The sequence below is a fragment of the Streptomyces tatrensis genome (assembly GCF_049310065.1).
In the GTDB taxonomy this organism is placed as follows: Bacteria; Actinomycetota; Actinomycetes; order Streptomycetales; family Streptomycetaceae; genus Streptomyces.
In genome coordinates this window covers 2301543-2315535 of record NZ_JBMDLB010000007.1, presented here as the reverse complement: position 1 = coordinate 2315535, position 13993 = coordinate 2301543, and the positions used below count along the sequence as shown (strand labels likewise).

The window sequence follows — 13993 nt, the reverse complement described above, 5'->3', positions numbered from 1 at the left end:
CGCGGGATGCCCACAACCTGCCGCCTGCGCGGGGGATAAGTCAACAGGATGCTTAACTCCGAACGTCCCGACTTGGCGGGATGAAAGTCCTGATCTCGGGGACGCTGGTACTTATGCGCTTCAGTCCCGTTGACAGGCGGGTTCCAGCCGCTTGAAGCTAAGTGAACTAATGCGGTTTAGTTGTTGATGATCGGTGTTGTCACGCAAGGAAGTGTGCGGAAATGGACAGCGGAATTACCGTCACGGCGGTCACCACCCCGGCCCTCTTCGCCGGCCCGCCGGAGAGCCCCTCCCAGATCGTCCGGGTCCGTATCCGCAGGGCCCGCCCGGCCGGCCCGCTGCACGTGGCGGTGCACGGCGACGGCATCGCCACCCCGCACCCCCGCATCGTGCGGGCCGACACCGCGGAGGCCTACGCCGGCACCGACGCCCGCGCCGATCTGGCCGGGTCCGGCCCCCGGCCCGTCCCGGAGTCCACCGTCGAGGTCGCCGTCCGCAGCCCCGGCGCCGCCCCCGGGACCGTCCTGCCCGCCGCCGTCCGCGTGACCACCCCCGACGGGCGGCCGCTCGCCGAGCACCCCTTCGAGCTCGTCGTCGCCGAGCCCGGCTGGACCGTCCGCCTCGTCCCGCACTTCCACTACGACCCCATGTGGTGGAACACCCAGGCCGCCTACACCGCCCTCTGGGACGCCCCGCCGAAGCCCGGCGAGCCCGAGCGCGGCTGGGAGTACACCGGCGTCCCGGCCTTCACCCTGATCCCGCTCCACCTCCAACAGGCGCGCGAGGACCCGGCGTACCGCTTCGTGCTCTCCGAGGTCGACTACCTCAAGCCCTACTGGGACACCCGCCCCGCCGAACGCGCCGAGCTGCGCGCGCTCATCGCCGAAGGCCGCGTGGAGATCGTCGGCGGCACCTACAACGAGCCCTCCACCAACCTCACCTCCGCCGAGACCACCATCCGCTCCGCCGTCCACGGCCTCGCCCTGCACCGCGGCACCCTCGGCGCCGACCCGCGCACCGCCTGGCAGCTCGACGTCTTCGGCCACGACCCCTCCTTCCCCGCCCTGATGGCCGGCGCCGGACTCGACTCCGCCGTCCTCGCCCGCGGCCCCCACCACCAGTGGGGCCCGATGATGGACACCTGGGGCGACGAGCTGCGCGCGCCCGCCGCCATGCAGCTGCCCGCCGAGTACGAATGGATCGCCCCCGGCGGTGAGGGGCTGCTCCTGCACTACCTGCCCGCGCACTACTCCGCCGGCTGGTTCTCCCACCAGGCGCCGGACGCCGAGGCCGCGGCCGAACAGCTGCTGGACCTGTACGAGCTGCTGCGCACCGCCGCCGCGACGAAGAACGTCCTGATCCCGATGGGCACCGACTTCTCCTGGCCGCACCGCTGGGGCCTGGACGTACAGCACGCCTGGAACCGCCGCTACTGCTGGCCCCGCATGGAACACACCGGCCCGCGCGCCCACTTCGACGCCGTCCGAGCCGAACTCGCCGCGCGCGGCGAGCAACCGCTCCCGGTCACCCGGGAGATGGGCCCGGTCTACACCGGCAAGGACGTCACCTACGCCGACGTGAAACAGGCGCACCGGGCCGCCGAGAACCTCCTCGAGCAGGCCGAGACCTTCGCCGCCCTGGCCTGCGCCGAAGGCCTGACCTCCTACCCCGAGCAGACCCTCTCCAAGGCCTGGCGCCACCTCCTGCACGCCGCACACCACGACGCCGTCACCGGGACCTTCTCCGACCAGGTGTACCTCGACCTCCTCCCCACCTGGCGCGAGGCACACGAACTGGCTGCCGGAGTACGGGAGGAGGCGCTCGCCGCGCTCACCGCCGCGGCCGACACCCGCGGCCCCGGACCGCTCGCCGTCACCGTGCACAACCCGGTCTCGTGGACCCGTACCGACCTGGTCCGCACCCGCGTCGAGCTGGCGGCGCTCGGCCTCGCCGACGACCGCGACGCAGGCCTGATCACCGTCCTGGACGACGCGGGCCGCGCAGCGTCCGTGCACGTCGAGGCCGTCGCCGACGGAGCGGCCGAACTGGCCTTCCTCGCCGTGGACGTCCCCTCGCTCGGCCACCGCACCTGGTGGCTCGCCACCTCGGAACTGCCCCTCTCCGGAGGCTGGGAGCCGGCCCCGGGGCACGCCGTCCAGAACGAGTTCCTGCGCGCCGAGGCCGATCCCGCGCGCGGCGGCGGCCTCGCCCGGCTGCTGGACCGGCGCACCGGGCAGGAGGTCCTCACCCCCGGCGAGGTGGACGAGCTCGTCGTCCAGGAGGAGTACGACAAGCACCCCTACTTCGAAGAGGGCCCCTGGCACCTGCTGCCCAAGGGCCCGGGGACCGGTTCGGGCGCCGGGCCCGCCGAGTCCTGCCGCACGGAGCGCGGGCCGCTCGGTGCGCGCATCGTGGCCACCGGGCGGACCGGGCCCGTCCGCTGGACCCGGACCACCACCCTGTGGGACGGCCTGGACCGGGCGGAACTCACCACGACGGTCCACGCCTTCGAGGGCTCCGACCAGTTGCTGCGGCTGCGGATCCCGGCCGACGTGCCCGGGGCGCTGCCGGTCGCCGAGACGGCCGCCTCCGCGGTGGGGCGCGGGTTCGCCTTCCCCGAGGCGGACACCGGGGCCGACCACACGCGGGCCCCCTGGACCCTGGACAGCCCCTGCCTGAACTGGTTCGCCCTGTCGGCGCCGATGACCGGTCCGGGCGGCCGGGCCCTGGGCGCGGCGGAGATCGTCCTCCCGGACGCGGGGCTGCATGGTCAGTACGGGGCGCCGGGACTGCGCGAGCTGGTCACCGCCCTCGGCCGGCACGGGGTCACCGCGACCCCGACCCGGGCGGCCGGGCCGCGCTGGGGCGACCTGGCGGTGGACAGTAGCCTGCCCGACTTCCGCATCGCACTCGGCGGCCCCGAGGAGAACCCCTTCGCCGCGGCCCTGCTGGAATCGGCCGGTCCCGCCCACGAGAAGGCCCTGCGAGAAGCCCTACGGGAACACGGGCAGGTCTGGGTAGCGGCCCGAGCGGGGCTCCGCTCGCTCTGGAGCCCCGGCTGCGACCTGACGGGCCTGCGGGACCTGCCGGTCCTGATCCACGCCGGGCCCCCGGAGCAGCTCGCCCGGGCCGCCGCCGCGTCGGGCCGCATCGAAGCCGAGGCTCCGGAGAGCAAGGCCCCGGCCCCGGCTCCGGCGGACGCAGCGGGCGCGCACGAGACGGCGTACCCGCACGAGGAGCCGTACGCCGGCCGCACCGTCGGGATCCTGGTGCGCGGCACGCCCAGCTTCGCCGTCGACACCGCCGGGCGGCTGCACAGCACCCTGATGCGCTCCTGCACCGGCCGCCCGAGCGGCGAGTGGATGGACCCTCCCCGGCGCACCGCGCCCGACGGCAGCTCCTTCCAGCTCCAGCACTGGACCCACGTCTTCGAGCACGCGCTGGTCGCGGGCTCCGGGGACTGGCGGGCGGTGGACCTGGTGCGCCGCGGACGGGAGTTCAACAAGCCGCTCACCGCCGTCACGGCCGCCCCCGGCGCGGGCCCCCGGCCGCCGGCCCGCTCGCTGCTCGGCGTGGAGCCGGCCGACCGGGTGCTGATCGAGACGGTGAAGCGGGCCGGGGGATCCGGAGACCGGGGCGACGGCCCCGACCGGCGCGACCTGGCCGTCCGGCTGCGCGAGACGCACGGCCGCCCGGTGATGGCGGAGACCCTGTGGCCCACGGATCCGGCCGCCGAGGCCGATCTGCTGGACCGCCCCACCGGCTTCTTCGAGGGGCAGGTCCAGGGCGCCGCGACGACCACGCTCCTGCTGCTCACGGAATCCGGCATGCCGCTGCGCCGGGGCGAACGGGAGCCGCACCAGCCGGTGTTCAGCCGGTACTGGCTGCACAACACCGGGACGGCTCCGCTCGGCGACGCCCCGTACACCGTGACGTGTGACGGGATCCCCGCCGCGGTCACGGTCACCCTCGCCGCCCACGGGCCGGCGGCCGGCGGCCCGGTCGGGCTGGAGGTCCGGGCCCCGGAGGGCTGGACCACCTCCTGGACCCGGCAGCGCCCCGAGCTCCCGCCCGGCGGGCACGTCCGCCTCCCGCTCGCCGTGGAGCCCGCCGCCGACGCGGAACCCGGCGACCACCTGGTCCGGATCCTCGCCACCACCCCGGCGGGCACCTTCGAGGACGTACTCACCGTCACGGTCCCGGGCGCCCCGGCCGGGGCGCCGACCGGGCTGTGGGTGGCCGCGCCGGAGCCCGCCGTCACCGTCGCCCCCGGCGGACGGGCCCCCGTACGGGCGAGGATCGGCTCCACCGGCGTCCGCACCGCCCTGACGGGGCAGGCGTACGCCGTCTCCCCGTTCGGCACCTGGGAGATGACGGCCCCCGCCGCCTTGCCCGTCGAGGTCCCGCCGGACGGCGAGGCCGAGGCCGTGTTCGAGGTACGGCCCCCGCTGGGCACCCCCGCCGGGGAGTACTGGATCGTGGTCAAGGCGGTCTGCCAGGGCAGGATCGCGTACGGTCCGGCCATTGCCGTCCACGTCAGCGAGGGATGAGACAGGCCATGGCCCGCAGACCCACCATCAAGGACATCGCCCGCCAGGCCGGGGTGTCGGAGAGCGCCGTCTCCTTCGCGCTCAACAACCGGCCCGGGGTCTCCCAGGACACCCGCGCCCGCATCCGGCAGGTTGCAGAGGAGCTCGGCTGGCAGCCCAACAGCGCCGCCCGCGCCCTCTCCGGCGAACAGTCCGGCGCCGTCGGCCTGGTCCTCGCCCGGCCCGCGCACACCCTCGGCGTCGAGTCCTTCTTCCTCCAGCTGGTCTCCGGCATCCAGGAGGTCCTCGCCGCCGGCCGGATCGCCCTGCTCTTCCAGGTGGTCGAGGACCTCGACGCCGAATGCGCCGTGTACCGCCGCTGGTGGGCCGAGCGGCGCGTCGACGGGGTCGTCGTCGTGGACCCCAGGACCGACGACCCGCGCCCGGCCCTGCTCGCACAGCTCGGCCTGCCGGCCGTCACGGTGGGGGAGACGGGACCGGCCTCCGCTTCTCCCCACCCCGCTGCTGCCGCCGCCGCTTCTCTCCACCCCGCTGCCGCCGCCGTCGCTTCTCTCCACCCCGCTGCCGCCGCCCCCGCCGCCCTGTCCGCTGTCCGGGCCGACGACGCCGGCGCCATGGCGGAGGTGCTCGACCACCTGTACGGGCTCGGCCACCGCCGGATCGCGCACGTCGCGGGACTGCCCGGACTCGCCCACACCGAGCGCCGGATCGCCTCGCTGCGCGCCGAAGCCGAGCGGCTGGGCCTCGCCCCCGGACAGGTGCGCTCGGTCACCACCGACTACTCGGACGCCGAGGGGGCGCAGGCCACCCGGCGGATGCTCGCCGAGCCGGGGCCGGAGCAGCCGACCGCGATCGTCTACGACAACGACGTGATGGCGGTGGCCGGCGTGGCCGTCGCCTCCGAGCTGGGCATCCCGGTACCGGGCGGGCTCTCCGTCGTCGCCTGGGACGACTCCGCGCTCTGCCGGGTCACCCTTCCCCGGCTCACCGCCCTGGTCCGCGATACCGCGGGCTTCGGCCGCCTCGCCGCCGAGGAGCTCCTCGCCCTCCTCGCGGGGGGTCCGCCGAGGTCCCGCGAGAGCGAGCGGCCCAGGCTGGAGCCCCGCGAGAGTACGGCGCCGCCGCCGGCCGCATACTGAAACCGACCCCTTCCTGGAGCGCCCCCGTGACCACTCCCACCCCCACCTCCGCATTCCCCGCCCCCCGCGCCGGTGCGCCGGCCGACTCCGGCCCGACGGTCGCGATCGACATCGGCGGTACGAAGATCGCCGGAGCGCTGGTGGACTCCGACGGAGCCATGACGGCCACCACCCGCCGGCCCACCCCGCGCGGCGCCGACGGGGACACGGTGTTCGCCGCCGTCGCGGAGGTCGTCGCGGAACTGGCCGAGTCCCCGCTCTGGGGCTCGGCCGTCCGGTGCGGGATCGGCAGCGCGGGCCCGGTGGACACCGCGCGAGGCACGGTCAGCCCGGTCAACATCGGCGCCTGGCGGGGCTTCCCCGTGCAGGCCCGGGTGGACGCCGAACTCGCGCGGCACGGGCTGCGCATCCCGACGGTGCTGGCCGGCGACGGGGTGGCGATGACCGCCGCCGAGCACTGGCTGGGCGCCGCCCGCGGGCACGCCAACGCGCTCTGCATGGTGGTCTCCACCGGCGTGGGCGGCGGACTCGTCCTGAACAACCAGCTGCACCCCGGCCCCACCGGGAACGCGGGTCACATCGGCCACATCAGCGTCGCCTTCGACGGGGAGCCCTGCGCCTGCGGAGGCCGCGGCTGCGTGGAGTCCCTCGCCTCCGGCACCGCCATCGCCGCCTGGGCCCTGGCCCGGGGATGGGTCCCGGCCGGGGACGCCACCGCGGCCGGAGTGGCCGCAGCGGCGGCCGCGGGCGATCCCGTCGCGCTGGCCGCCTTCGACCGTGCGGGCCGGGCGCTGGCCGCGGCCATCGCGGCCACCGCCACCCTCGTCGAGACCGACATCGCCGTCATCGGAGGCGGGGTCGCCGCCTCGGGCGACATCCTCTTCGGGCCGGTCCGGGCCCACCTGGCCTCGTACGCGACCCTGTCCTTCGTCAAGGACCTCCAGGTCGTCCCGGCCGCGCTGGGCACCCACGCGGGCCTGATCGGAGCCGCGGCCGCAGCGACGATGCTGCTGTCGTCGTGACGGCGGCCGGGCCGGCAGGCCCTACGGCTTGACCGAGCGGTAGTAGCGGGCCGCGCCGTCGTGCAGCTGCAGGGGATCGGTGTAGATCGCCGTCCGCAGGTCCACGAGCTGGGCCGCGTGCACCTGGCGCCCGATCTTGTCCCGGCTGTCGATCACCGTGCGGGTGAACTGCTCCGTCAGCTCGGCGCCCGCGTCCTCCCGGGTCACCAGCAGGTTCGGCACCGCCACGGTGGACACCGCCGAGGTGTTGCGGGCGCGGTCGTAGGCGTCCTGGGGCATCACCGCCGCCCGGTAGTACCGTGCGGGGCTGCCGCTGGCCTGGAGCGCCTCCACCAGGTCGCCGAGCTGCACGAGCCGGATCTCGAACCGCTCCGAGAGCTCCTCCACGGCGGAGGTGGGCAGTCCGCCCGACCAGAAGAAGGCGTCGATCCGGCCGGCCTCCAGCTCCTTCGGAACGGTGTTGATGCCGATGGCCACCGGGGTGACGTCGCGCTCCGGGTCCAGCCCCGCCGCCGTGAGCATCCGCTCCGAGATCAGCCGCACCCCCGAGCCGTCCTGGCCGACGGCGACCCGCTTGCCCCGCAGGTCCCGGGTGGACTGGACGGGCGAACCGGCGGGCACCACGAGCTGGACGTAGTCGTCGTAGAGCCGGGCCACGGCGCGCAGCCGTTCCGCTCCGGGCTTCCGGTCGACCTGGTACTTGGCCACCGCGTCGGCCGTGGCCACCGTGAAATCGGCCTGGCCCGCGGCCACCCGCTGCAGGTTCTGCTGCGAGCCCTCGCTGGGCTTGAGGTGGACCCGCAGTTCAGGCACGTCCTCGGCGAGAGCCTGCTCCAGCAGCAACCCGTAGCGGTGGTAGACCCCGTTCTGGACGCCGGTGCTGAGGGTGATCCCACCCGTGACCTCCGGCCGGCCGAAGGGCCGCAGCCACCAGACGAGGGCGCAGAGCACCGCCAGTACGGCCACCAGGGCCCGCAGGGCACGGCGCCTGCTGATCCGGGGCGGTACGAGAGGCATGGCCGCGATCCTGCCACCGACCCGCCGTCCTGTCACGGCCCGCCCGGCCTGCCCGGCCCCGCTCGGCCCGCTCCGGCCCACGCCCGGCCCGGGCCGCCACGCCCGACCCGTACCCTTGCTGGGTGAGTACCGAGAGCGGCGAGGCGACTGTTGTGAAAACGTACGAGGTCCGGACGTACGGCTGTCAGATGAACGTGCACGACTCCGAGCGGCTGTCGGGCCTGCTGGAGGACGCTGGGTACGTTCGCGCGCCCCAGGGCTCCGACGGCGACGCCGACGTCGTCGTGTTCAACACCTGCGCCGTCCGCGAGAACGCCGACAACAAGCTCTACGGCAACCTCGGGCGGCTCGCGCCGATGAAGACCAAGCGCCCCGGCATGCAGATCGCCGTCGGCGGCTGCCTCGCGCAGAAGGACCGCGACACGATCGTGGACCGCGCCCCCTGGGTCGACGTGGTCTTCGGCACGCACAACATCGGCAAGCTGCCCGTCCTCCTGGAGCGCGCCCGCATCCAGGAAGAGGCGCAGATCGAGATCGCCGAGTCGCTGGAGGCCTTCCCCTCCACGCTCCCGACCCGGCGCGAGTCCGCGTACGCCGCCTGGGTCTCGATCTCCGTCGGCTGTAACAACACCTGCACCTTCTGCATCGTCCCGGCGCTGCGCGGCAAGGAGGAGGACCGCCGTCCCGGCGACATCCTCGCCGAGGTCGAGGCACTGGTCGCCGAGGGCGTTTCCGAGATCACCCTGCTCGGCCAGAACGTCAACGCCTACGGCTCCGACCTGGGCGACCGCGAGGCCTTCTCCAAACTGCTGCGCGCCTGCGGAGCCATCGAGGGCCTCGAGCGGGTCCGCTTCACCTCCCCGCACCCGCGCGACTTCACCGACGACGTGATCGCGGCGATGGCGGAGACCCCCAACGTCATGCCGCAGCTGCACATGCCCATGCAGTCGGGTTCGGACACGATCCTGCGCGCCATGCGCCGCTCGTACCGCCAGGACCGCTTCCTCGGCATCATCGAGAAGGTCCGCGCCTCCATCCCGCACGCCGCGATCTCCACCGACATCATCGTGGGCTTCCCCGGTGAGACTGAGGAGGACTTCCAGCAGACCATGCACGCGGTGCGCGAGGCGCGCTTCGCGAACGCCTTCACCTTCCAGTACTCCAAGCGCCCCGGGACCCCGGCCGCCGACATGGAGGGGCAGATCCCCAAGGAGGTCGTCCAGGAGCGGTACATGCGCCTGGTCGCCCTCCAGGAGGAGATCTCCTGGGACGAGAACAAGAAGCAGGTCGGCCGGACCCTGGAGGTCATGGTCGCGGAGGGCGAAGGCCGCAAGGACGGCGCCACGCACCGGCTGTCCGGGCGGGCCCCCGACAACCGCCTGGTGCACTTCACGAAGCCGGAGGGCGAGGTCCGTCCCGGTGACGTCGTGACCGTGGAGATCACCTACGCGGCCCCGCACCACCTCCTCGCGGAGGGCCCGACCGGGGCGGTGCGCCGGACCCGTGCGGGCGATGCCTGGCAGAAGCGCAACGAGGCTCCGGCGCAGCCGAAGGGCGTCCTCCTCGGCATCCCGACCCTGGGCGTCCCGGCCCCCCTCCCGGTCACGACGTCGGGCTGCGCCAGCCCTACCCCTTCCTAACGCGCCGCTCGCGCGGTGCGGCCCTGGCGGGCCTTACCGGCTTCGCGCCGCTGCGCCGGACTCCGTCCGGCGGTGGCCGGGCGGGGTGCCCGCCACCGCCGTCCGGGCGTGCCGTCCGGTGGGCGGGTGCGGGTGGGCTGGCCCTGCGGGGCTGAGGTCCCCTACCCGCCCTTCCCCCGTTCCCCGGGCGCTGCCCGGACCCGGTCCTCAAACGCCGGACGGGCTGGATACATCCAGCCTCGCCGGCGTTTGAGGCGCGGGGTCTGGGGCGGAGCCCCAGGGGGTCCGGGCGCAGCCCGGGGAACGGTGGAAGGGCGGGTAGGGGACCTCGCCCCGCAGGGCCGGACCACCCGCACCCGCCCACCGGCCCCCGTGCCATGCGGCGGTGGCGGCAGCCCCGACCGGCCACCGCCGGACGGAGTCCGGCGCAGCGGCGCGAAGCCCAGGAGGCCCGCCAGGGCCGAGTGGTGCGAGGGGCGCGTCAAGACAGAGCGGGGCGGCTACGCTGCGGATCATGCTCGTAGCCGCCGCCGTCTGCCCCGCCCCGCCGATGCTCCTGCCGGAGCTCGCCACGGGAGCCGCCTCCGAACTCGGCGACGCCCGCACCGCGTGTTCCGACGCGCTGTCCGTGCTCGCCGCCTCCCGGCCCGATCTGCTCGTCGTGGTCGGAGCCAGCGACCAGGACCACCACGGGCCCTACCCCCAGGGCTCCCGCGGCACCTTCCGGGGATTCGGCGCCGGGGCCGACGTACGGCTGGGCGAGGGCGAGGAGGGCCCGCGCCTGCTGCCCACGCCGCTCGCCGTCGGGGCCTGGCTGCTCGGCCGGGCCGGCTGGGGCGCCGCGCCCCTGGAGGGGTTCGGGGTCGCCGGGCCGCTGGACACCGAGCGGTGTCTGGAGGCCGGCCGGGAGCTCGCCGCACGCGAGGACCGGGTCGCCCTGCTCGTCATGGGTGACGGCAGCGCCTGCCGCTCCCTCAAGGCCCCCGGCTACCTCGACGAGCGCGCCGCCGGCTTCGACGCCGAAGCCGCCCGCGCTCTCGGCGCCGCCGACCTGCCCGCACTCGCCGCCCTCGCCCCGGGGCTCGCCGCCGAGCTCCAGGCCGCCGGCCGGGCCCCCTGGCAGGTGCTCGCGGGCGCCGCCGAGGGTGCCGGGCTCGAAGGGCGGCTGCTGTACGAGGACGCCCCGTACGGGGTCGGGTACTTCGTCGCGGCCTGGTCCTAGCCGCGGTACAGCGGTGTGGCAGGACCGCACGGCGACCCGGTGGAACGGAAAAGGGGCGCGGCACCCAAGGGTGCCGCGCCCCTTCCGGGATTCCGGGACCGCGTCAGGAAGCGGCCGGCGGCGTCGGCCCGCCGGGAGCGTCCTTGTGCGCGATCTTGCCCAGGGCGTCCTTCGCCTTGTCCGCGCCGCTAGAGATCTGGCCGCTGTACTTGCCCTTGGTCTTGGAGTCGACGGCCTTGGCCACCTTCTCCAGATTCTGGGTGATCTTGCCCTCGTGCTGTGCAGCGAGGTCGCCGACCTTGTCCTTGGCGGGCGCGAGCTTGGCCTTCAGATTGTCCAGCAGGCCCATGGGTCACCTTCCAATAGCGAGGCTACGTACGGGCACCCTCTGCGGCCTCGCTGTCCGCGCTGACCTCCGCCGACTGCTGCTTCGGGATCTCGACGGCTTCCACCGCGCTCTCCTCCGCCACAGCCTGCTCGGTCCCGGCCTCGTCGGCCGTCGCGGACTCCGCCGTCAGATCCGGGGAAACGGCCTCTTCGGTCGTCGCCTGGGTCTTACGGCCGAGAAGCCGGTCCAAAATGCCCATGTCTACTCCTATAACGTTACTCGTGTGAGTGAAGTTCCGCCGTGGACGGGCCGTCGTACTGCAGGCGCGCGACCGGCCGGAACCCCGCCAAGGCAACGACCCCGGTCCGGTCCCGTCACGTAGCTCGATCGGGTACATGGCGTGGCCTTGACCGGGGGCTGCGAGACTGGTGCGGTGAGGAAAGCAGCCCCCGCCCCGCGGGTCATCGCCGTCGTAGGACCCACCGCGGCCGGAAAGTCCGATCTGGGCGTAGCCCTGGCCCGTCATTTCGACGGCGAAGTCGTCAACGCGGACTCGATGCAGCTGTACCGGGGGATGGACATCGGTACCGCCAAACTGACGACCGAGGAGCGCGGAGGGGTCCCGCACCACCTCCTCGACATCTGGGACGTCACCGAGACGGCGAGCGTCGCCGAGTACCAGCGCCTCGCCCGCGCCGAGATCGACAAGCTGCTCGCCCAGGGCCGTACGCCGGTCCTCGTCGGCGGTTCCGGCCTCTACGTCCGCGGCGCGCTCGACGCCATGGAGTTCCCCGGTACCGACCCCGAGGTCCGGGCCCGGCTGGAGGCCGAGGTCACCCTGCGCGGCCCCGGCGCCCTGCACGCCCGCCTCGCCGCCGCCGACCCGGCCGCCGCGCAGGCGATCCTGCCCAGCAACGGCCGCCGCATCGTGCGGGCGCTGGAGGTCATCGAGATCACCGGACGGCCCTTCACCGCGAACCTGCCCGGCCACGAGTCCGTCTACGACACGGTCCAGATCGGCGTGGACGTGGCCCGGCCCGAGCTCGACGAGCGGATCGCGCTGCGCGTGGACCGGATGTGGGAGGCAGGGCTGGTGGACGAGGTCCGCACGCTGGAGGCCGCCGGCCTGCGGGGCGGAATCACCGCCTCCAGGGCGCTCGGCTACCAGCAGGTGCTGACCGCCCTGGCCGGGGAGTGCACGCAGGAGGAGGCGCGCGCCGAGACGGTCCGCGCCACCAAGCGGTTCGCCCGCAGGCAGGACTCGTGGTTCCGCCGGGACCCGCGGGTGCACTGGCTCAGCGGGGCCGCCGAGGACCGGGAAGAACTCGCCGGACTCGCGCAGTCGTTGGTCGAACGAGCGGTCACAGCCTGATCACGTGATGGCATCGGGACGCCCCGCACGCCCGTCCCGGGCCTGACGGCGTGCCATCATCAAACTTCCGCCGGTGCCGTCACCGGTGGTGAACGACGGCGTACGAAGTCCAAGTGGGGAGGGCGCGTGGCGATGGAGGCCGGCCCTCGTGACACCGGTCGGGACGAGACCCGACGGGAAACGGACCCGATGCTTCACAGTGCCCTCGCCGATGGCGGCGGGCTCACCGACGGGCTCACCGACGGCCTCGGGCTGCCCGCGGATCCCGCGCGGCTGACCCCCGACGGCCCGGACGCGCCCGACTCCGCCGAGGCGGAGGCGGCCGCCGCCCCCGCCTTCGAGGTGGAGCTGCGCCCGCAGCGCCGGCTGAGGCTCTGGCAGATCGCCCCCATCGTCATGCTGGCCGCGGCCGGATCCCTGATGTTCGCCTTCCCGCTGGCCTTCGAGTTCGGCGACGGCGGAGCGGTCGTCGCCATGCTCGGATTCCTCATCAGCTGCTGCGCGGGCGGCTGGGGCCTGATGGCCGCGCGCCGCGTCGGCTACGCCCTGCCGGGGCTCCCGGCCCGCGGCTCGGGGCAGCGGCCCGACTGGCGCCTCGCCCTGCTGTACGCGCTGGTCGCGCTGGGTGTCGTAGCGCTCGCGGTGTACCGGGTGGCCCGGCTCCGTTAGGGCCTGTCACCTCCCGGGGCGGCCCGGCTGTGCCGGGCACCGGCTCGGTACCATGGGCGGGTGACGCAGACGAGCCTCTCCTTCCTCAAGGGCCACGGCACCGAGAACGACTTCGTGATCGTCCCGGACCCGGACAACGCCATCGAGCTGACGGCCTCCGCCGTCGCGCGGCTGTGCGACCGGCGGGCCGGGATCGGCGCGGACGGCGTGCTGCACGTCGTGCGCTCCGCCGCGCACCCCGAGGCGGCGCACCTGGCCGACGAGGCCGAGTGGTTCATGGACTACCGCAACAGCGACGGCTCCATCGCCGAGATGTGCGGCAACGGCGTCCGCGTCTTCGCCCGCTACCTCCAGCACGCGGGGCACGCGGAGCCCGGCGACCTGGCCGTCGCCACCCGCGGCGGAGTCAAGCGGGTGCACCTCGACAAGACCGGCGACGTGACCGTCTCCATGGGCCGCGCCGAGCTGCCCGAGGGCGAGGTCACCGTCTCCGTCGGGGACCGCTCCTGGCCCGCGCGCAACGTCAACATGGGCAACCCGCACGCGGTGGCGTTCGTCGACAGCCTGGACGATGCCGGCAAGCTGCTGGACCCGCCCCCGTACAGCCCGGCATCCGCCTACCCGACGGGTGTCAACGTCGAGTTCGTCGTCGACCGAGGCCCCCGGCACGTCGCCATGCGCGTCCACGAGCGCGGCTCCGGCGAGACCCGCTCCTGCGGCACCGGCGCCTGCGCGGTCGCCGTGGCCGCCATCCGCCGCGACGGCGCCGACCCGGCCGTCACCGGCGCGCCGGTCACGTACACCGTCGATCTGCCGGGCGGCACGCTGGTCATCACCGAGCACCCCGACGGGCGGATCGAGATGACCGGACCCGCCGTGATCGTGGCCGAGGGCGAGTTCGATCCCGCCTGGCTCACCGAAACGGCTTTCGCCTGAAGCTTCCCTCTAATGGGTGATCCATTTCACGCTGAGCGAGAGGTGGACTGCGCCACGTGGTGGGGTCGGTAGCATCAGGCACCGGCCCTGAGGGCTCA

Annotated in this window: 11 protein-coding genes; 8 read left to right on the top strand and 3 right to left on the bottom strand. The window is 74.4% G+C overall.

What is annotated here, in order from left to right; translation table 11 throughout:
- The first annotated feature begins 221 nt into the window (after positions 1 to 221).
- The 3 genes from ACODT5_RS13755 (at position 222) to ACODT5_RS13745 (ending at position 6711) form a co-directional block, all read left to right on the top strand.
- Positions 222 to 4550 (top strand): glycoside hydrolase family 38 N-terminal domain-containing protein, encoded by a 4329-nt coding sequence (locus tag ACODT5_RS13755; RefSeq protein WP_422519446.1) that lies wholly within the window; start codon positions 222 to 224, stop codon positions 4548 to 4550.
- Positions 4551 to 4558: 8 nt separating this feature from the next.
- Entirely contained in the window at positions 4559 to 5689 is a 1131-nt protein-coding gene (locus ACODT5_RS13750) for a LacI family DNA-binding transcriptional regulator (RefSeq protein ID WP_422519445.1), read from the top strand.
- Positions 5690 to 5793: 104 nt separating this feature from the next.
- Positions 5794 to 6711 carry an ROK family protein gene (locus tag ACODT5_RS13745; RefSeq protein ID WP_422519651.1) on the top strand — a complete coding sequence of 306 codons (918 nt, stop codon included), beginning with the start codon at positions 5794 to 5796 and terminating at the stop codon, positions 6709 to 6711.
- Positions 6712 to 6732: 21 nt separating this feature from the next.
- Here ACODT5_RS13745 and ACODT5_RS13740 read toward each other — a convergent pair whose 3' ends face one another.
- On the bottom strand, positions 6733 to 7728 hold the full coding sequence (locus ACODT5_RS13740; RefSeq protein ID WP_422519444.1) for a TAXI family TRAP transporter solute-binding subunit: 996 nt from the start codon (positions 7726 to 7728) through the stop codon (positions 6733 to 6735).
- 122 nt (positions 7729 to 7850) lie between these two features.
- Here ACODT5_RS13740 and miaB point away from each other — a divergent pair, with 122 nt between their 5' ends.
- Positions 7851 to 9368, top strand: a complete 1518-nt coding sequence (gene miaB / locus ACODT5_RS13735) for a tRNA (N6-isopentenyl adenosine(37)-C2)-methylthiotransferase MiaB (RefSeq protein ID WP_422519443.1) — start codon at positions 7851 to 7853, stop codon at positions 9366 to 9368.
- A gap of 514 nt (positions 9369 to 9882) precedes the next feature.
- The gene (locus tag ACODT5_RS13730) at positions 9883 to 10590 is read left to right on the top strand and encodes a class III extradiol dioxygenase subunit B-like domain-containing protein (RefSeq protein ID WP_422519442.1); all 708 of its coding nucleotides are present in this window, start codon (positions 9883 to 9885) and stop codon (positions 10588 to 10590) included.
- A gap of 103 nt (positions 10591 to 10693) precedes the next feature.
- On the opposite strand, the gene ACODT5_RS13725 is transcribed toward ACODT5_RS13730, so the two are convergent.
- Entirely contained in the window at positions 10694 to 10939 is a 246-nt protein-coding gene (locus ACODT5_RS13725) for an antitoxin (protein WP_266881466.1), read from the bottom strand.
- A gap of 22 nt (positions 10940 to 10961) precedes the next feature.
- A complete protein-coding gene (locus tag ACODT5_RS13720; RefSeq protein ID WP_422519441.1) occupies positions 10962 to 11177 on the bottom strand; it encodes a gliding motility protein in 216 nt (71 codons plus the stop codon).
- A gap of 174 nt (positions 11178 to 11351) precedes the next feature.
- On the opposite strand from ACODT5_RS13720, the gene miaA reads away from it, so the two are divergent.
- From miaA to dapF, 3 genes are all read left to right on the top strand, one after another.
- On the top strand, positions 11352 to 12290 hold the full coding sequence (gene miaA / locus ACODT5_RS13715; RefSeq protein WP_422519440.1) for a tRNA (adenosine(37)-N6)-dimethylallyltransferase MiaA: 939 nt from the start codon (positions 11352 to 11354) through the stop codon (positions 12288 to 12290).
- Between the two features lie 132 nt (positions 12291 to 12422).
- On the top strand, positions 12423 to 12959 hold the full coding sequence (locus ACODT5_RS13710; RefSeq protein ID WP_422519650.1) for a hypothetical protein: 537 nt from the start codon (positions 12423 to 12425) through the stop codon (positions 12957 to 12959).
- A 60-nt stretch (positions 12960 to 13019) separates the two neighbouring features.
- Positions 13020 to 13895 carry a diaminopimelate epimerase gene (gene dapF / locus ACODT5_RS13705; RefSeq protein ID WP_422519439.1) on the top strand — a complete coding sequence of 292 codons (876 nt, stop codon included), beginning with the start codon at positions 13020 to 13022 and terminating at the stop codon, positions 13893 to 13895.
- Positions 13896 to 13993: the final 98 nt, after the last annotated feature.